Source organism: Bradyrhizobium sp. 2TAF36, from assembly GCF_052114925.1.
GTDB classification, from domain to species: Bacteria; Pseudomonadota; Alphaproteobacteria; order Rhizobiales; family Xanthobacteraceae; genus Bradyrhizobium; species Bradyrhizobium barranii.
In genome coordinates this window covers 63,271-81,778 of sequence record NZ_JBFRFR010000007.1, presented here as the reverse complement: position 1 = coordinate 81,778, position 18,508 = coordinate 63,271, and the positions used below count along the sequence as shown (strand labels likewise).

Genomic DNA, 18,508 nt, shown 5'->3' with positions numbered 1-18,508 from the left:
CCGAAAAAGTTGCATGCACGCGTTGATCAACTGTAAACCCTTGCAGGAAGCTGCGCGGTCTCCGGCCTTGGCCATGTTGTTCTGCGCGCGAAGATTCTCGTCCTATATGCACGGCGGTGGACATAGTCGGTCCGTAATCGTACGGACCCGCCTCGCGATATTTTCGCATCGTCCCTGTTGAAATTCGGCGAGCAATGTCGGGGCACGCGTTCGTGCATCGTCTTCAAGAGGAGCTTCTCTGCGGAGACCATCAATGCCCGACGACTGCGAGCGCCTGATTCGAGACCTCTTCGCAGCCTATCTCGGCAACGACCGGCAACGGGTCGCCGACGCACTGGCCGACGATTTCCGCTTCACCAGTCCGTTCGACGACGACCTCGACAAGGCGGCCTATTTCGAGCGCTGCTGGAAGGACACCGGCTGGATCGCGCGACACGACATCGAGCGGATTTTCGTCCGGGGCGACGAGGCCTTCGTCACCTATCTCTGTCTGGCGAAAGATGGCAGGAGCTTTCGCAACACGGAGTTCTTCACCTTTGCGGGTGGCAAGGTCAGCCGCATCGACGTCTATTTCGGCGCGGCCCGGACGGATGGGCGTTTCCTGCCACAGCCGCGCTAGCGGCCGGCGCAATGACCTCCGGAATAATTTTCATCACCTTGTCGGTTCCGTAAAGGTTGGTTCGTCTTAGAGGTAAGGGTGGGCGGCCCGGGCCGCCGCTCCCGTCCTTCCGGGGGTGGCGCCGCGCCGCGCAAACCCGAAACGACAAAGCAAGCAAGGACTGCTCATGCGATTCATGATGCTGATGATTCCGCTCGGCTACGAGACCGCGCCGCCGGACGTGCAACTCGATCCCGAACGCGTCGCCGCGATGATGCGCTACAACGAGGCGCTGAAGGATGCCGGCGTGCTGATCACGCTCGACGGCCTGCACCCGCCGTCGATGGGCGCGCGCGTCTCGTTCGCGACCGGTGAGCCCATCGTGACCGACGGCCCCTTCGCCGAAGCCAAGGAAGTTCTGGGCGGCTACTGGATGATCGAGGTTGCCTCGCGCCAGGAGGCGATCGCCTGGGCGAAGAAGTGCCCGGCCTCCGCCAATGAAGTCATCGAGATCCGGCAGGTGCAGGAGATGGCCGACTTTCCGCCGGAGGTGCAGGCAGCCGCCGCCGGTTTCGACGATCTGAAGACGTAGCCGAGACGGCCGCGGATCATTCGCGGCTCGTCAATCCATCACCCATCAACAAAGGAGAGAACCAATGAGCACCGATACCTATCTCGCCGTTTTCCTGGGCAGCAAGACCAGCCCGCAATGGGCCGCATGGAACGCGATGTCGGAGACCGCGCGGAAGGCGAAGGAGCAGGAGGGCATGGCGGCCTGGAAAGGCTGGGTCGAGAAGCATCAAGGTGCGATCCAGGCCATGGGCGGCCCTCTCGGCAAGACCAAGAAGGTCGACGGCAAGGGCGTCGCCGACATCGCCAACGAGATGGGCGCCTTCACCGTGGTCCGCGCCGCGTCCCATGAGGCCGCAGCCAAGATGTTCGAGAACCACCCGCACTTCGCGATCTTCCCCGGCGAACGCGTCGAGATCATGCCGGTGCTGCCGATTCCCGGCGGCTAGGCCGTGTCATTCCGGGGGCGCGCACACGCGAGCCCGGAAATCTCGAGATTCCGGGTTCGGCTCGTCGAGCAGCCCCGGGTCGAGCCGCCCCCGGAATGACGAGTTGGCCGGTTAATCAAATCCGGCCTGCGCTAGTGACTTCACGCCCGGCTCATGTAAAAGCTGTTCACATGAGCTGGCGTAAGGACCAGGGCCGCACCGAGCGCGGCTATCACCACGGCAATCTGAAGGAAGCCCTGTTGCAGGCTGCCCTCGGGCTGATCGCCGAGAAGGGCGCGGCCGGCTTCACCTTTGCCGATGCCGCGCGCATGGCCGGCGTCAGCGCGGCGGCGCCTTACCGGCATTTCCGCGACCGCGAGGAGTTGCTGTCCTCGATCGCGCAGCGCGGCTTCGAGCAGTTCGAGCAGCGCCTGACCGCGGCCTGGGACGACGGGCGCCCGGATACGGTCACGGCGTTCGAACGCGTCGGCAAGGCCTATCTCGCCTTTGCCCGCGAGGAGCCTGCCTTCTACAACGCGATGTTCGAATCAGGCGTGCCAGTCGATTCAAATCCGGCCCTGCAGGCCGCCAGTGAACGCGCCTTCAACATCATTCGCGCCGCCGCCGAACGGCTTGCGGCGCTGGCGCCGCCCGGCACGCCGCGGCCACCAGCGATGATGATGGCGCTGCACATCTGGTCGATGGCCCACGGCGTGGCCTCGCTGTTCTCACGCGGCGACGCCGCGCGGCGAAAATTGCCGATGTCGCCGGATGACCTGCTCGAAGCCGAGGTGCTGATCTATCTCCGCGGCCTCGGCTTCCCGACCGACCGCCGTCCGCCGGCACGAAGCGCCGAGCCGCCGCCGGTGCCACCGGAGGCATCCTCCGGTTCTGGCCTGCCGCCCGGCGGCCCCTGGGGCAAGCCGAAATAAAATTGCGCAAATAATTCGGCGACCCTGTCAGGCGGCCGGCTTGACAAAATCGCGGGATGGTCTAGCTATGTAAATGTTATTTACATTCACAACGGCGCTGGTGCCGTGATGGAGATGGAAATGGCCTACACCGCTGATGTCAATCGATGGCGCGGTTCCTCTGACGAACGCTATGAGCGCCCCCACATGCTCGATACGCCCTGGCATCCCGGCTGGATCGCCGTGACCATCCTCGGCTTCATCATCTGGTGGCCGATCGGACTTGCCCTTCTCTTTTTCACACTCGGGAGCAGAAAAATGGGTTGCTGGAGCCACCAGGATCGCTGGCAGAACAAGATGGAGCGGATGCAGTACAAGATGGACCGCATGCGCGGCCGCATGGAGCGCCGTGGTTTCGGCTTCGGCTTCGGCCCACCCTCGAGCGGCAACCGTGCCTTCGACGAATACCGCACCGAGACGCTGCAGCGGCTTGAGGAAGAGCAGGTCGAGTTCAGGAACTTCCTCGACCGTCTGCGTCACGCCAAGGACAAGGAAGAGTTCGACCAGTTCATGGCGCAGCACAAGACGCGCCCGACCCCGCCGCCGACCGACCAGCCGCAAGGCTGATCTAAAAGGCTGATCCGGGGTCTGCCTCTCAAAGCCTTCAGGCGCATGCCCCCAAAGTCCTGATGGCCCCGAGCCGCCCGCCTGCGCAACCCGCAGGCGGGCGGTTTGGTCTTAGGGGACTAGAACCAACTGCCGACGATCCGACACCAAGACTTGCGCGTGCCACCTCAATCCGCCGCGCTGCTGGACGACGCGCATCATGGACCTCTACACCCGCCTGCTGCTTACCGTGACCGCCCTAGCGGTGCTGGGTTACATCGGCTTGGTCTATGGCAGTTGCGCGTCCGATCCCGATTGTCATTTTCGCCTCTGCGCCGGCGGGCGTGCGTTCTGCGGCGTTGATCACGTACATGTGCAGGACCGGTAGAACCCGATCCGCACCACGCCCGACCAAGCCCTGACGGCGCACCTCCCGCGCGCTGACGGGGACGACCATGACCAACGCCGAACGCAAAGAGATCAGCCAGCGCATCGCGCTCCTCGAGCGCGCCTCGGCGCTGTTCGACCGGTTCGGAAACATCGTGCCGGTGGCGATCGCGTTCCTCAATGGATGGCCGACGGAAGTCCAGCTCTATCCGCAGTGGCAGCTCGGCGAATCCTGGCGGTTCTTTCTCAGCCTTTATCTCTATTGGTTCGCCTCGTACGCACTCAGCCGCGCGGTCTCGTTTGCAAAGGGGAGCATCGCCCCATGATCCTGCTCCGCGATGTCGCGCTCTTCGTCCTGCCGGTGCTCATTGCGGCGGGCAGCTGGCTCTACGCACTCAGCCTGCGCAAGCGGGCCCGGCCCGGTCCTGAGGGCGAGAGCAAGCGCGTCCCGGCGGCGTGACTGGCGCCCCGATCCGGACCGCCTATATTCGTCTTCACAAGAGTGGGCGGACCGGAGGCGACAATGGCGGAAGCTGCGATCACGGCGAGCGACGGCCTCTGGCAACAGGTCCGCAGCGAGGCACAGCGCGCGGCCGATGCAGACCCCGTGTTCGGCAAGGCCCTTGCGCGTGCCATTCTCGCTCATGATGATTTTGCCGCCGCCTTGGCCGATTTGATCGGGCAGCGGCTCGGCAGCGGCACCACCGGGCGCACGCGCTTCACGTCCTATTCCCGCGACGCCTTTCAAGGCGAGCCAGAGCTGATCGAAACCGCCGGCCGAGATCTGCAGGCCATCGCATTGCGCGATCCCGCCATCACCGACCTGCTGCCGCCGCTGCTGCATTACAAGGGCTACGTCGCGCTGCAAGCCTGGCGCGTCTCGAACTGGCTCTGGCGTCGTGACCATCGCGACGCGGCGCTGCTGTTTCAGAACGAGGCGTCGAACCTCTTGCAGGTCAGCATTCATCCGGCCGCATCCATTGGATCGTCCGTCTATCTCGACCACGCCACCGGCATCGTGATTGGTGCGCATGTAGTGATCGGCGACGAGGTCACCATGCTCCAGAACGTCAGCATCGGCCGTCGCGGTGAATTGCCGACGCGCTCGCCGCGCATCGGCCGCGGTGTCTACATCGGCGGCGGCGCGACCATTCTCGGTGACATCAATATCGGCGATTTCGCAAAGATCGGCGCCGGCACTGTTGTGACCGGTGACGTGCCCGCTGGCTGCACCGCGATCGGCAATCCCGCGCGATTGACCAATTGCCCCGAGCCCGCCTCGGCGGCCTGACCCTATCAACCTTCGGAGAGTTGCAATGAAGACGGCAATCGTGATCGGCGTTGGTCCGGACCGCGGGCTCGGAGCCCGGCTTTGCAAGCGTTTTGCGGCCGATGGGCTCAAGGTGATCGTCGCGGGCCGGACGCTGTCTGCCTTGCAGGCCGTTGTAGACGACATCACGAAGGCGGGCGGCGCAGCCGTGCCCTTCGTTGCCGATGCGACCAGGGAGGGGGACATCGTCGCGCTGTTCGATGCCGCCGGCGACAACCTCGACCTCGCCATCTACAACGCCGGCAACAACACGCCCGGCAAGATCATCGAGATGGATGCCGACTATTTCGAGAATGCCTGGCGCGTGGTCTGCTTCGGCGGCTTCCTGTTCGGCCGCGAGGCGGTGCGGCGGATGGTGCCGAAGAAGACCGGCACGCTGCTGTTCACGGGCGCCAGTGCCTCGCTGCGCGGACGCTCCGGCTACGGCGCCTTCAACTCATCCAAGGCCGGCCTGCGCACGCTGGCGCAGGCGATGGCCAAGGAATACGCGAGCGACGGCATCCATGTCGGCCATGTCGTGGTCGACGGCGCGATCGCCGGCGACAAGATCTTTTCACGATTCCCGGATGCGGCCGGCCGTGAGGACAGCCTGATCGACATCGATGGCATCGTCGATGCCTTCGCCTTCCTCTATCGCCAGCCCGAGCGCGCCTGGTCGTTCGAGCTCGATGTGCGGACCTCGAAGGAGAAATGGTGAGGGGGCGCGACTTCCGGGCAGAGCTCCCGTAGGGTGGGCAAAGCGACTTGTCCGCCGTAGCTCGAAGAGCGAAGGCGGAAGCGTGCCCACCTCGACCGCTTCTACAGAAGCGGTGGRCACGGCGCGTCGCGCCTTTGCCCACCCTACGCGTTCTCTCAATACCCCGCCGCCAGCCCACTGTTGCGACGTGGATCGTTCGCACCGTAGTAACGATTATTGCCGACTTGCTCGCCGTTCAGCGCCGGCGCGCCGACGATGATGACCGCCAAATGGTTGGCCGGCTGCGGCGGTCCGAATTTGTGGCCCATGCCTTCCAGGATCTTGCGCGTGTCCGGTGACAGTGCATAGTCCTCGACATTGGTCATATCAGGCAGCCATTGCTGGTGGATGCGCGGCATGTCGACGGCCTCCTGCGCGTTCATGCCGTAGTCGATCGCATTGATCATGGTCTGCAGGACCGCCGTGATGATGCGGCTGCCGCCGGGCGTGCCCACCACCATGACGGTCTTGCCGTCCTTGGTGACGATGGTCGGGCTCATCGAAGACAGCGGTCGCTTGCCCGGAGCGATGGAATTCGCCTCACCCTGCACCAGGCCATACAGGTTCGGCACGCCGACCTTGGCCGTGAAGTCGTCCATTTCGTCGTTCAGCAGCACGCCGGTCTTGGCCGCCGTCACCTTGGCGCCGAACCAATCGTTCAGCGTGTACGTCACCGATACCGCGTTGCCGTCCTTGTCCGCGATTGAATAGTGCGTGGTGTTGCTGCCCTCGTGCGGCGCGACGCCCGGCTTGATGTCCTTGGAGATCCCGGCCTTGCTCGGATCGATCACGGCGCGGATCTTGGTCGCGTAATTCTTGTCGAGCAGGCGGTCGAGCGGATTCTTCACGAAATCCGGATCGCCGAGATAGCTGTTGCGGTCCACGTAGGCATGCCGCATGGCCTCGATCTGCACGTGCACGGCCTGCGCGGAATGGTAGCCCAGCTCCTTCAGAGGATAGCCCTCCAGGATATTCAGGATCTCGCAGATGACGACGCCGCCCGAGCTCGGTGGCGGCGCGGAAATCACGTGATAGCCGCGATAGTCGCATTCGACAGGTGCGAGCTCGCGCGTCTTGTAGCCGTCGAGGTCGTCCTGCGTCAGCAGGCCTTTGCCGGCCTGGCTCGATGCCACGATGGCGCTGCCGACCCAGCCCTTGTAGAAGCCGTCGGTGCCTTTGCTGCTGATCTCGCGCAGGGTTTTCGCCAGTTCGGATTGCAGCAGTCGATCGCCCACGCCGAACGGCTGGCCGTTGTTGAGGAAGATGGCGCTCGATGCCGGATCGTCCTTGAAATCGTCGGTTGCCGTGCGCAGCAGGTCGATGTCGCCCTGGTCGAGCACAAATCCCTGTTCGGCGAACTGGATCGCGGGAGCGAGCAGGTCGGCGCGCTTCATGGTGCCGTATTTTTCGCGCGCATATTCCATGCCCGAGACGGAGCCTGGCACACCCACAGCCAGATGTCCCTTGGTCGAGATGCCCTTGATGACGTTGCCATCCTTGTCGAGATACATATTGGCCGTCGCCGCCTTGGGCGCGGTCTCGCGGAAATCGAGGAAGGTCTTGCGGCCGTCGGCGAGCTGGATCGTCATGAAGCCGCCACCACCGAGATTGCCGGCGGCCGGATAGACGACGGCCAAGGCATAACCGACGGCCACAGCGGCATCGACGGCATTGCCGCCGCGCTTCAGCACATCGACACCCACCTGGGTCGCCAGATGCTGCGCGGACACCACCATGCCGTTTTGCGCGGCGACCGGTGCGACCGACGCCGCGCGCGCGGGGTCAAAGGCTGTGAGGCAGATCGATATGATCGCGGCGGCCATCCACCGCACATTGGTTTGTGGTTTCGGCACTGGACGCTCCTCAGGCTGGGCCGGTGATGCCGGCACGTTGTTGTCCGCGAGCGCAGCCTATCAGCTCGTGCCCGCCGCGAGATGCGAGATGGAGCATGTGGTCGTGGTGTAGCTGTGGCGCACGCTAAGCTCCCTGCGATTTCGGGGTGGGCAGGGGAGAAGGTTCCAGAAGGGGCGCCCGTTGCGTAGTGTCGTAGCGCCACGAGTCCCACTGCGCTCCCCCCTTGCGGGGGGAGGGCGGGGGAGAGGGGGAGCCCAGGAAAAGGTGCTCGTTGCGTGCCTCCGATTTTATCACGGCGGGAGCCCCCGTGTGGTACCCCTCTCCCTAGCCCTCCCCCGCAAGGGGGGAAGGAACCGATCTCGCCCTGAGCGGGCGGCTCGAATACGTCGGCAGGCACGTAGCGCCTCCCTCCGCGGCAAAGCGGCCAACCGCCTGCGCTGCCTACCTTTCTGGCAGCCAAATTCGGCCGTGGTAACCGCACATTAACCATCGGCGGGCTCTGGTAATTGCGGACAGTCGTGCCCGGAGCCGTGCTCGAGGCCCATAGTTTTGACATCTTGGCAGGGAATGCAGGCGGCCGGCTTTGGACGAGCCCCTGTACCCCAGAAAGACAAGGCTTTGAGCGGGCTTGCCGGCCGCGCCGGTGCTAGCGCGGCTGTTGGGGAACCGGCAGCCATTTGCTGGCCGGAGAGGTCAGGTAAATGATCGCCTTGAGAGGATACTGCTTATGAATCCGGCCGACGTGGCTCAGTCAGCCCTTCCGGTTGCCGCTTCCGCGGACGTGTCGCTGATTGCGCTGTTCTGGCAGGCTCACTGGATCGTGAAAGCGGTGATGCTGGGGCTTCTCGCCTGCTCGGTCTGGGTCTGGGCCATCGCGATCGACAAGATCTTTCTTTATGCGCGCACGCGGCGCTCGATGGACCGGTTCGAGCAGGCATTCTGGTCCGGCGAGTCGATCGAGGAGCTCTATCGCACGCTCTCGGCCAAGCCGACGCATTCCATGGCGGCCTGCTTCGTCGCCGCCATGCGCGAGTGGAAGCGCTCGTTCGAGAGCCACGCCCGCTCGGTCGCGGGCCTTCAGATGCGCATCGACAAGGTGATGAACGTCTCGATCGCCCGCGAGGTCGAGCGGCTGGAACGCCGGCTGCTGGTGCTCGCTACCGTCGGCTCCGCCGGCCCCTTTGTCGGCCTGTTCGGCACGGTCTGGGGCATCATGTCGAGCTTCCAGTCGATCGCGGCGTCGAAAAATACCTCCCTGGCGGTGGTCGCGCCGGGCATCGCGGAAGCGCTGTTTGCGACCGCCGTCGGCCTTATCGCCGCCATTCCTGCCACTATTTTCTACAATAAGTTCACTTCCGAGGTGAACCGGCAGGCCCAGCGGCTCGAAGGTTTCGCCGATGAATTTTCCGCCATTCTGTCGCGTCAGATCGACGAGCGGGGCTGACGGACGGAATGTATAGTGTGAGGGGCAATTTGGGCACTCGATCATGGCGATGAACGTAGCCAGTTCGTCCGGAGGCGGCGGGCGCCGCGGCCGGCGCAAGCCGGTCGTGGCCGAGATCAACGTCACGCCGATGGTCGACGTGATGCTGGTGCTGCTCATCATCTTCATGGTGTCGGCGCCGATGTTAACGGTCGGCGTGCCGCTCGACCTGCCTCAGACCCAGGCCAAGAGCCTCGAAAACAACGACCAGAAGCCAGTCCAGATGTCGGTCGACATCAAGGGCAAGGTCTTCATCAACGACGCCGAGATCGCGATCAACGAGTTGATCCCGAAGCTGAAGGCGATCACGGACGCGCGCGGCGGGCTCGAGGAGCGCATCTATCTTCGCGCGGACAAGAAGGCGGATTACGGAACGGTGGCCAAGGTCATGGGCCTGTTGTCCGGCGCGGGCTTCAAGAAGCTGGCGCTCGTGACCGAGGCGGATCAGGGGTAAACCGGTGAAGGTGAACGTCGACAAGACACTCGTTGCGTCGATTGCCCTCCACGTCCTCGTGCTTGGATGGGGACTGGTCACCTTTAGCAGCAAGGCCTTTGTCGCGGAAGAGTCGCTTCCGATCGACATCATCTCCACCGATCAGCTTGCGCAGATGATGTCGGGGCAGAAGACCGGCAAGAAGGAAGAGCCGAAGCCCAAGGTCGAGAAGATCGCGGAAGCCAAGCCCGAGGAAGACGCCGTCGGCAAGGTCACCGAGAAGAAAGAGCTGATCAAGACCAACTCGACGCCCGAGCCGCCGCCGAAACCCGTCGAGAAGCCGGTCGAGAAGAAGCCCGAGCCGCCGAAGCCCGTCGCCGAGGCGAAGCCGAAGGAAGAGCCGAAGCCGCAGGAAAAGAAGCCTGATCCGGCCAAGGAAGATCCGATCGCCGAGCTCCAGAAGAAGCTGGAGACCAAGAAGCCGCCGCCGAAGCCCGTCGAGCAGAAGGTCGCGGCGGTGCAGCCGCAGCAGCAACCGAAGCCCAAGGAGCGCAGCTTCGATCCCGCGCAGATCCAGCGCGACCTCGACAAGCGCGCGGCGACCCGGCACGAGCTCTCCGGCGCGGCGCTGAATGCGTCGGCTGCGCTGGGATCGACGACCGGGACAGCTGCCAACAACGTTGCGACGTGGGGAGGCGCGTTCACGAATGCGGTCCGGCGCTGCTTCACGCCCACCTATAACGGGCAAGACGCCGAGCAATACGAGGCTGACATCGATATCCCGATGAAAATCGACGGCTCGCTTGCGTCCGAGCCGGTTATCGTCGCGGTTCGCGGCCCGTCTCGGTCGATTGCTCAGGCGGTGGCGGAGAGCGCCAAGCGCGCCATCGTGCAGTGTCAGGTCTATTCGTTCCTGCCAAAGCAGCAGTATGACACCTGGAAGACCATTCCGATGCGCTTCGGCCTGAAAGACATGTTGTGACATCCGAACAAAAGAATTTTGCGATGAATGACGTCCTATCGATGAACCGCCGCCGCTTCATGACGCTGACAGGATCGGCGCTCGCGACGCTCGGGGGCGGACATGCCCTGGCCCAGGGCCAAAAGCGGCTCGAACTCAATCCAACGGAGTTTCGGCCGATCCCGATCGCGATCTCCAACTTCGTGCCGGGCTCGCCCGCCGACGGCGACGTCAGCAACGGCGTCACCCAGGTCATCACCAACAATCTGAAGCGGTCGGGCCTGTTCGCACCGATCGACCAGGCCGCTTTCATCGAGCGCATCAGCAACATCGACGTCGCGCCGCAATTCCAGAACTGGAAGACCATCAACGCCCAGGCCCTCGTCACCGGCCGTATGACGCGGGGACAGGACGGAAGGCTCAAGGCGGAATTCCGCCTGTGGGACGTCATCACGGGCCAGCAGCTTGCGGGCCAGCAATATTTCACCTCGCCGGAATATTGGCGCCGTATCGCCCACATCATCTCCGACCAGATCTATGAGCAGATGACCGGCGAAAAGGGCTATTTCGACAGCCGCGTGGTGTTCGTGGACGAGACCGGGCCAAAGGAGCGTCGCGTCAAGCGGCTCGCGATGATGGACCAGGACGGCGCCAATGTGCGCTATCTGACCCGCGGCTCCGACCTCGTGCTGACGCCGCGCTTCTCGCCGAACTCGCAAGAGATCACCTACATGGAGTTCGGCCAGGGCGATCCGAAGGTCTATCTCTTCAACATCGAGACCGGCCAGCGCGAGATCGTCGGCAATTTCCCCGGCATGACCTTTGCGCCGCGCTTCTCGCCGGACGGTCAGCGCGTCATCATGAGCCTGCAGCAGGGCGGCAATTCGAACCTGTTCGTGATGGATCTGCGCTCGCGCTCGACCACGCGCCTCACCGACACGCCGGCGATCGACACCTCTCCATCCTACTCACCGGACGGCACCCGCATCTGCTTCGAGTCCGATCGCGGCGGCAGGTCGCAGATCTATGTGATGGCCGCGGGCGGCGGACAGGCGCAGCGCATCTCCTTCTCCAAGGACGACACCAACGCCACCTATTCGACGCCGGTGTGGTCGCCGCGCGGCGATTACATCGCCTTCACCAGGCAGGGCGGCGGGCAGTTCTCGATCGGCGTCATGAAGCCGGACGGCTCCGGCGAGCGTCTGCTCACCTCGGGCTATCACAACGAAGGGCCGACCTTCTCGCCGAACGGCCGCGTGCTGATGTTCTTCCGCGACCCCGGCGGCAGCGGCGGGCCGTCGCTGTTCTCCGTCGACATCTCCGGCCGCAACGAGCTCAAGGTGCCGACGCCGGGCTTCGCCTCCGACCCGGCATGGTCGCCGCTGCTGYCCTCGACACCCGGCTAGAGCGCCTGCGGGCGAAGTGGATACAGGTTCGCGTTGAAACATCGGGGCTAAGACATTGCGCGTTCAGACGCGCGATGTTTTCGAAAAAACATGCCGATTTTTTCGGGGTTTGGTGCAGGACGCAAGCTTTCCTTCACCTTGTGCCCGGCAACGCTTGCCTAGTTGCTTGATATTTCAGCGGAAATTTGTTCGCTATTGCCGAAAAACAACTCGACTTTAACGATGTTCCCTCAGAAAGGCTTCATCAGGTCTGGGTAAAAGTACGCGCCAAACAGGACGCGTAACAAGCCGATGCAGCTGGCCGACCAGAAGCAGAGCGATCGAGACGAGCTGGAGCCGATACTCTACGCCGCTCTCATCAACTCTATGGTGCAGAATTTCTGGGCGATTTTCCTGGGCTCGGCCTCCGCGGCCGTGGCCGCGGTCATGACTGCGCTGAAGACAGGCGATGTCTGGCTGTGGCCGCTCGCATTTCTGCTGATCGCGATCGGCACCGCGCGCGCGTTCCAGATGCGCGGATACGAAAACCGCACGCACCCACTGTCGTTCGAGGAGGCCAAGCACCTGGAGCCGCGCTACTGGCTCGGCGCGCTCAGCTATGCGGCGGTGCTCGGCCTGTGGTCCTTCGTCGTCATCTACAACAATGACGATCCGATTGCCGACATGCTCTGTGTCGCCATCGGCATCGGCTACACCGCGGGCGGCGCCGCCCGCAATTACGGCCAGCCCCGGGTGATCCAGTGGCACGTCGCGCTCGCCTGCGCACCGATGTCGCTCGCGCTGCTGCTGCATGGCGGCTTCTACCACATCGGGCTCGCCGTCCTGCTCGTGTTCTTCTTCGTCGGGCTGAAGAACATCAATCTCAGCCTGCATGCGATCTTCGTCAAGGCGCTGACCTCGAGCTTTCGTGAGTCCGCGCTGGCAAGCCAGTTCGACACCGCGCTCAACAACATGCCGCATGGCCTGTGCATGTTTCGCGCCGACGGCCGCCTTGCGGTGATGAACCATCGCTTCGGCGAGCTGATGGCGTTGCCCGAAGATCTGGTCAAGCGTGGCGCCACCGCTGCCGACATCGTATCGGCCTGTATCGCCGCCGGCTCAATCTCGGCGGAGAGCGGCAAGCAGATCCTGGCCGAGATCGAGCATGCGCGGATCTGCGAGATCGTCACCGCCGACCCGGATTCCGCGCGCGGCCGCGCGCTCGCCTGGACGTTCCAGCCGATGACTGGCGGTGGCACGGTGCTGCTGCTGGAAGACATCACCGAGCGTACCAACGCGGAAGCCCGGATCACCCATCTCGCCCGCTATGACGAGCTCACGGCGTTGCCCAACCGGGTCTCGTTCCGCGACGAGATCGAACGGTTGCTGGCGATCTCGCACGACGCCGAGCGCCTCTCGGCGCTGCTGTTCGTCGATCTCGACCAGTTCAAGCAGGTCAACGACACGCTCGGCCATCCCTGCGGCGACCAGCTCCTGTGCGCGGTCGCCAACCGCCTGCGCGAGATGTTGCGTCCCGAGGATTTCGTCGCCCGCTTCGGCGGCGACGAGTTCGTCGTGTTCCAGCAGAACATCAGCTCCGCCGAGGATGCCGCGAGCCTCGCCCGCCGCATCGTCGAACGCCTGAGCGAGCGCTATCGCATCGACAATCACCTGGTCGAGATCGGCGCCAGCGTCGGCATCGCGCTGACCTCGCCGGACGGCGACGTCAGGGCCGACACGCTGCTCAAGAACGCCGACATGGCGCTCTACCGCGCCAAGGCCGACGGCCGCGGCACCTTCTGCTTCTTCCGCGACGAGATGGCGGCCACCGTCGAGGCCCGCCGCATTCTCGAGCTCGACCTGCGCAAGGCGCTGGCCAACGAGGAGTTCGAGCTGTTCTACCAGCCGCTGGTCAATCTGAAGTCCGGCAAGATCACGACCTGCGAGGCGCTGCTGCGCTGGAATCATCCGGTGCGCGGCACGGTCTCGCCGGTCGACATCATCCCGGTCGCCGAAGACATGGGGCTGATCGTCGATCTCGGCCGCTGGATCCTGCGCCGCGCCTGCATGGAATGCATGAAGTGGCCCGACGGCGTCAGCGTCGCCGTCAACTTCTCGCCGCAGCAATTCCACCAGCGCGACGTGCTCAGCGAAATCCGCTACGCGCTCGAGGTCTCGGGGCTGCCGGCCCACCGGCTGGAGATCGAGATCACGGAGTCCTCGCTGCTTCGTAACACCCAGCTCACCCACGACACGCTGTCGCAACTGCATGCGCTCGGCGTGCGCATCTCGCTCGACGATTTCGGCACCGGCTATTCCAGCCTCAGCTATCTGCACAATTTCCCGATGCAGAAGGTGAAGATCGACCGCTCCTTCCTCGAGGGCATCGACACCGACCGGCCGCTGACGCTGCTGCGTGGCGTGGCGCGGCTGTCGGCCGACCTCGGCATGGCCGTGGTGGTCGAGGGCATCGAGACCAATGAGCAGCTCGAGCTGATCAGCGCAGACGGCACCGTCTCCGAGGCGCAAGGCTATCTGTTCAGCCGTCCGGTGCCCGCCGTGCGGATGCGCCAGCTCCTCAACGCTTCGCATGGACGGCGCGGCGAGGGCCTGCTCCAGGTTGTCAGCTCACGCTCCTTCGCCTGAGTCCGCATCCAGAAATTGCACGTCGTTTCAGGCAGTTGCCGAACCGACCGTAGTGCTACGGGGGTTAACCCTATCGCGTCGATTGCTTTGCATCGTCGTTAAGGAGGTGTTAATAAATCGTCACGCGCGCGCAAGTTGTTCAGCGGCAAATGGCTCAGGTTCGCGTGGTGGTGTTGTTGGTGGTGGGTAAGGAGTTCGAATGCAGTCCTCAGCCAGATCTGTCATTTCGGCTGTTGGACGGGGAGCGGAGCTTCTGACCGACGTCGACTATCATCTCGCGGCGACGGACGCGGAGAAGGAGCAAATCTACAACCTCCGCTACCGCGCCTATCTGCGCGAGGGTGCCGTCAGGGAATCCGCGGAAGCCCGCGTCACCGACCGCTACGACGAGTTGCCTAACGCGTGGACCTTCGGCGTCTATCTCCGTGGCCAGCTCTGCAGCTCCGTGCGCATCAGCGTGCTGACTTCGGAATGGCGCGAGTCCACCTCGGCCGACGTCTTCCCCGACATCCTGCTGCCGCGGCTCGATCGCGGCGAGGTCATGATCGACCCGACCCGCTTTGTCGCCGATCCCGACCAGGTGAAGCGGGTTCCGGAATTGCCCTATCTGACGACCCGGCTCGCCTACATGGCGTGCGAGCACTTCAATGCCGATCTCGGCCTCGCCATCGTGCGTCCCGAGCATCAGGCCTTCTACCGGCGGGTGTTCCTGCACGAGACGATCGCCGAACCCCGCCTGGTTCCGGGCCTCACCAAGCCGTTCGGCCTGATGGCGGCGGATTTCCCGACCTTCCGGAAGAAGGTGTTCGAGCGTTATCCGATCATGCGCTCCACCGCCTTCGAGCGGCGGATGCTGTTTGGGCGCGGCGGGCAGCGCGAGATCCCGCAGCGGTCGTCACTGGTGCCGGAAGCCGCTCACGTCTGATTGCCTGCCGTCACCGCCTCGAGCCGCCGCGCGCCTTTCGGCCGGGGCTCCGTTCATCCCCATCATCGTCCGAGCCCAAAATTCCAGCAAAAGCCTGCACTTTTGCCGGTTGCTGCAGGTTGCTTCACCCTCGCGCCACATTTAGAACCCATTAACCATGACGGTTGCTTTTCGCGGTTTGGGGGCATTTGACCGGCTGAAGCAAGGTTCCATCAAGGTTGACGGAACGTTCGCTTAACCAACCCCCTGTAGACCGGACAGCAGTGGACGAACGTGAGCGTGGAGGCTCCGGAATGAAATACCCTATGCGTATCCTCCAGGGATTGAAGCTGGCTGCGGTGGTTGCGATCGCGCTGTCGATGGGCGCATGCGCGAACAAGAACGCAGCGACGGATGCGATGGCCAATGCTGCGACGCCTGGCAGCCAGCAGGATTTCGTCGTTAACGTGGGCGACCGCGTGTTCTTCGAGAGCGACCAGACCGATCTGACGCCGCAGGCGATCGTGACCCTGGAGAAGCAGGCTCAGTGGCTCCAGAACTATCGGCAGTACAGCTTCACCATCGAGGGGCATGCCGACGAGCGCGGCACCCGCGAATACAACATCGCACTCGGCGCCCGCCGCGCCCAGTCGGTGCGTTCGTTCCTCGCCTCGCGCGGCATCGATCCGAACCGCATGCGCACGATCTCCTACGGCAAGGAGCGGCCGGTCGCTGTCTGTAACGATATTTCCTGCTGGTCGCAGAACCGTCGCGCCGTCACCGTGCTGAACGCGAGCTCCTGACGATCAGTCAGGCGCCGTTCATCTTCAGGAACCGATTATGCCGGCGCCCTCTCGGGCGCCGGTTTTGTTTCAGCCATCTGTGACCGAAACCCCGTGGTGCCAGTCACATTTTTGGCGTACTGCCTTTCAATGTGTGGCGCGTCGCATGTTCCGTCGCAGATTTCGTTTTCGTCGTCAGGGCAAGATGTCATCCAGATCCAAGGTCTTTACCGGCACCGTGGCGATCGCCGCGCTGTTCTCTTTGTGCTCGCCTGCACTGGCGCAGTCGGACGATGACCCCGAGATGCGGATCGAGCGGCTGGAGAACCAGCTGCGCCAGCTCACCGGGCAGAACGAGGAGCTGCAATACCGCAACCGCCAGCTCGAAGAGCGGCTGCGGGCGCTCGAGGGCGGCGCGCAAGCCGCGCCTGGACAGGTGCCGGTGCAGCCCTCTGTCGCGGCCGTACCGCCTGCGCAGTCCGCGCCGGCCTACCGCCAGCAGCAACAGGCTCAGCCGAATTACGAGCAGCCGCAGATCGCTGCTCCCGCGCCGATCGTTCAGGAGCAGCCGGCGCCCGGTGCGCCCGGCGTGCGCCGCCGCGGTGATTCCTTCGATCCGAACCAGAACCCGAATGCGCCCGGCGCGCCGCGCGCGCTTGGTGGCGGGCAGCAGCCGATGGCGGCAGGCGCCCCTGGCGGCGGGCGCGCTGCCGGCGAGCCGCTCGATCTCGCCAACACCAGCCCGCGCTACCAGCAAGGCGTGCCGCCGGCAGCCCAGCCCGGCTATCCGCCGGCACAATCGGGCTATCCAGCGCCATCGGGCGGCACCGGCCTGACGACCCTGCCGCCCTCGGCAACGCCGCGCGACGAGTTCGACCTCGGCATCGGCTACATGCAGCGCAAGGACTATGCGCTGGCCGAGCAGACCATGAAGAATTTTGCGCAGAAACATCCGAGCGATCCGCTGCTCGGCGACGCGCAATACTGGCTCGGCGAAAGCTATTTCCAGCGCCAGCAATATCGCGACTCCGCGGAAGCCTTCCTCGCCGTCACCACCAAATACGACAAGTCCGCCAAGGCGCCGGATGCCCTGCTGCGGCTCGGCCAGTCGCTGGCCGCGCTGAAGGAGAAAGAGGCCGCCTGCGCCGCCTTCGGCGAGGTCGGCCGCAAATATCCGCGCGCCTCCGCCGGCGTCAAATCCGCCGTCGATCGCGAGCAGAAGCGGGTGAAGTGCTGACGCATGGCATTTGCGCCCTGACAATGCGGATCGCGCCGCGCTAAATAGTCTGGCGATGGCCTGGGCAGCGTCATGTCGGACGACGACAACTCACCGATCTCGGCACGCGCGGCGAAGCAGCTCTTCGCCGAGCTCAGAAGCGCGCCGGCGCTGGTGCTCGCGGTCTCCGGCGGACCTGACTCGGTCGCGCTGATGTGGCTCGCCGCGCGCTGGAAGCGCGGCCTGGCACGCGGTCCGCAACTGACCGTCGTCACCGTCGATCACGGCCTGCGCCCGGAGGCGGCGCGCGAGGCGCGCGAGGTCAAGCGGCTGGCGGCCGAACTCGGGCTGGCGCACCGGACCCTGCGCTGGCTCGGCGCGAAGCCGGACACGGGACTGCCTGCCGCTGCACGCGAAGCCCGCTACCGCCTGCTTGCGCAGGCCGCGCGCAACGCCGGCGCGAGCCATGTGCTGACCGCCCACACCCGCGACGATCAGGCCGAGACCCTGTTGATGCGCCTTGTCCGCGGCAGCGGGCTTGCCGGGCTGTCGGCGATGGCGCGCCTCACGGAGCGCGACGGCGTCGTGCTGGTGCGTCCGCTGCTCGATGTCCCGAAGTCGCAGCTGATCGCGACCTTGAGGCGGGCGAAGATCGGATTTGCCGATGATCCCACCAATCGCGACACCGCCTTCACCCGGCCGCGGCTGCGCGCGCTGCTGCCGCAACTCGCGGCCGAGGGGGGCGACAGCAGGAGCCTGGCGCGGCTCGCAGGCAGGCTGGCGCGCGCCAATGCGGCGGTCGACGTGCTGGTCGATGGCGCCGAACGCTTCCTTCAGCTTCGGGCGCGCGGCGATGCGCCGCAGGCGGGCGTTCGCAGCTTCGAGGCCTCGGCATTTGTCAATCTGCCCGAGGAGGTCCGGCTGCGGCTCCTGCTGCGGGCCGTCAATGCCCTCGGTCATGAGGGGCCGGCGGAACTCGGCAAGGTCGAGACCCTCCTGGCGGCGCTCGATCAGGCCTTAGCTGCAAGCCCCCGCGCAGCCGCAAATGGCCGGCCGTTCCTGAAGCAGACCCTTGCGGGAGCCTTGATCAGCCTTGCCGGGGGGCGTATCCACATCGCACCGGCGCCGGCCCGGCGGTCCAAGGGACGGATGAGGGCGGATGAGGGCGGATCATGACACCGGCCGTTTCCGCCGCGCGCCGTCAGGACACCTTAACCAGGCAGGAAAAACCCCGGGCAGATCGCCATTATTTCAGCGGGAATCGCTCTAAGATGGGAT

Annotated in this window: 20 protein-coding genes; 19 read left to right on the top strand and 1 reads right to left on the bottom strand. The window is 64.7% G+C overall.

Translation table 11 applies throughout. The features are described 5' to 3' along the window. The first annotated feature begins 253 nt into the window (after nucleotides 1–253). The 10 genes from AB4Z51_RS05340 (at nucleotide 254) to AB4Z51_RS05295 (ending at nucleotide 5,527) form a co-directional block, all read left to right on the top strand. Nucleotides 254–619: a nuclear transport factor 2 family protein gene (locus AB4Z51_RS05340; RefSeq protein ID WP_135214761.1), complete on the top strand. Its 366-nt coding sequence runs from the start codon at nucleotides 254–256 to the stop codon at nucleotides 617–619. Between the two features lie 166 nt (nucleotides 620–785). Beyond that, a complete protein-coding gene (locus tag AB4Z51_RS05335; RefSeq protein WP_071909736.1) occupies nucleotides 786–1,190 on the top strand; it encodes a YciI family protein in 405 nt (134 codons plus the stop codon). 64 nt (nucleotides 1,191–1,254) lie between these two features. After that, nucleotides 1,255–1,617: a YciI family protein gene (locus tag AB4Z51_RS05330; RefSeq protein ID WP_063981089.1), complete on the top strand. Its 363-nt coding sequence runs from the start codon at nucleotides 1,255–1,257 to the stop codon at nucleotides 1,615–1,617. Between the two features lie 170 nt (nucleotides 1,618–1,787). Continuing rightward, nucleotides 1,788–2,528, top strand: a complete 741-nt coding sequence (locus AB4Z51_RS05325) for a TetR/AcrR family transcriptional regulator (RefSeq protein ID WP_063981090.1) — start codon at nucleotides 1,788–1,790, stop codon at nucleotides 2,526–2,528. A gap of 120 nt (nucleotides 2,529–2,648) precedes the next feature. After that, nucleotides 2,649–3,134, top strand: a complete 486-nt coding sequence (locus tag AB4Z51_RS05320; RefSeq protein ID WP_028152211.1) for a DUF2852 domain-containing protein — start codon at nucleotides 2,649–2,651, stop codon at nucleotides 3,132–3,134. 199 nt (nucleotides 3,135–3,333) lie between these two features. Further along, nucleotides 3,334–3,501 carry a hypothetical protein gene (locus AB4Z51_RS05315; protein ID WP_135214763.1) on the top strand — a complete coding sequence of 56 codons (168 nt, stop codon included), beginning with the start codon at nucleotides 3,334–3,336 and terminating at the stop codon, nucleotides 3,499–3,501. 67 nt (nucleotides 3,502–3,568) lie between these two features. After that, nucleotides 3,569–3,826, top strand: coding sequence for a hypothetical protein (locus AB4Z51_RS05310; protein WP_135214764.1), 258 nt, complete (start codon nucleotides 3,569–3,571; stop codon nucleotides 3,824–3,826). Next, the gene (locus AB4Z51_RS05305; RefSeq protein WP_167768039.1) at nucleotides 3,823–3,960 is read left to right on the top strand and encodes a hypothetical protein; all 138 of its coding nucleotides are present in this window, start codon (nucleotides 3,823–3,825) and stop codon (nucleotides 3,958–3,960) included. The genes AB4Z51_RS05310 and AB4Z51_RS05305 overlap by 4 nt, the downstream gene beginning before the upstream one ends. 63 nt (nucleotides 3,961–4,023) lie before the next feature. Continuing rightward, nucleotides 4,024–4,791, top strand: coding sequence for a serine O-acetyltransferase (locus AB4Z51_RS05300; RefSeq protein ID WP_135214765.1), 768 nt, complete (start codon nucleotides 4,024–4,026; stop codon nucleotides 4,789–4,791). Between the two features lie 25 nt (nucleotides 4,792–4,816). Continuing rightward, nucleotides 4,817–5,527 (top strand): SDR family NAD(P)-dependent oxidoreductase, encoded by a 711-nt coding sequence (locus tag AB4Z51_RS05295; protein WP_135214766.1) that lies wholly within the window; start codon nucleotides 4,817–4,819, stop codon nucleotides 5,525–5,527. A 155-nt stretch (nucleotides 5,528–5,682) separates the two neighbouring features. Here AB4Z51_RS05295 and ggt read toward each other — a convergent pair whose 3' ends face one another. Continuing rightward, nucleotides 5,683–7,389, bottom strand: coding sequence for a gamma-glutamyltransferase (gene ggt / locus AB4Z51_RS05290; protein ID WP_441497149.1), 1,707 nt, complete (start codon nucleotides 7,387–7,389; stop codon nucleotides 5,683–5,685). A gap of 758 nt (nucleotides 7,390–8,147) precedes the next feature. On the opposite strand from ggt, the gene tolQ reads away from it, so the two are divergent. From tolQ to tilS, 9 genes are all read left to right on the top strand, one after another. Then, nucleotides 8,148–8,864, top strand: a complete 717-nt coding sequence (tolQ, locus tag AB4Z51_RS05285) for a protein TolQ (protein WP_014492404.1) — start codon at nucleotides 8,148–8,150, stop codon at nucleotides 8,862–8,864. 43 nt (nucleotides 8,865–8,907) lie between these two features. Continuing rightward, nucleotides 8,908–9,357, top strand: a complete 450-nt coding sequence (gene tolR, locus AB4Z51_RS05280) for a protein TolR (RefSeq protein WP_441497133.1) — start codon at nucleotides 8,908–8,910, stop codon at nucleotides 9,355–9,357. A 4-nt stretch (nucleotides 9,358–9,361) separates the two neighbouring features. Beyond that, nucleotides 9,362–10,318 (top strand): protein TolA, encoded by a 957-nt coding sequence (locus tag AB4Z51_RS05275; RefSeq protein ID WP_166080000.1) that lies wholly within the window; start codon nucleotides 9,362–9,364, stop codon nucleotides 10,316–10,318. A 41-nt stretch (nucleotides 10,319–10,359) separates the two neighbouring features. After that, complete coding sequence (gene tolB, locus AB4Z51_RS05270) at nucleotides 10,360–11,703, top strand: Tol-Pal system beta propeller repeat protein TolB (protein WP_441497148.1); 1,344 nt, start codon at nucleotides 10,360–10,362, stop codon at nucleotides 11,701–11,703. Between the two features lie 291 nt (nucleotides 11,704–11,994). Continuing rightward, entirely contained in the window at nucleotides 11,995–14,328 is a 2,334-nt protein-coding gene (locus AB4Z51_RS05265) for a putative bifunctional diguanylate cyclase/phosphodiesterase (RefSeq protein ID WP_166080001.1), read from the top strand. Nucleotides 14,329–14,527: 199 nt separating this feature from the next. Beyond that, nucleotides 14,528–15,253 carry an N-acyl amino acid synthase FeeM domain-containing protein gene (locus tag AB4Z51_RS05260; RefSeq protein ID WP_063981096.1) on the top strand — a complete coding sequence of 242 codons (726 nt, stop codon included), beginning with the start codon at nucleotides 14,528–14,530 and terminating at the stop codon, nucleotides 15,251–15,253. A gap of 293 nt (nucleotides 15,254–15,546) precedes the next feature. Beyond that, nucleotides 15,547–16,035 carry a peptidoglycan-associated lipoprotein Pal gene (gene pal, locus AB4Z51_RS05255; RefSeq protein WP_028152222.1) on the top strand — a complete coding sequence of 163 codons (489 nt, stop codon included), beginning with the start codon at nucleotides 15,547–15,549 and terminating at the stop codon, nucleotides 16,033–16,035. Nucleotides 16,036–16,219: 184 nt separating this feature from the next. Further along, entirely contained in the window at nucleotides 16,220–17,251 is a 1,032-nt protein-coding gene (gene ybgF, locus AB4Z51_RS05250) for a tol-pal system protein YbgF (RefSeq protein WP_208073019.1), read from the top strand. A gap of 72 nt (nucleotides 17,252–17,323) precedes the next feature. Further along, on the top strand, nucleotides 17,324–18,406 hold the full coding sequence (gene tilS, locus AB4Z51_RS05245; protein WP_441497132.1) for a tRNA lysidine(34) synthetase TilS: 1,083 nt from the start codon (nucleotides 17,324–17,326) through the stop codon (nucleotides 18,404–18,406). Nucleotides 18,407–18,508: the final 102 nt, after the last annotated feature.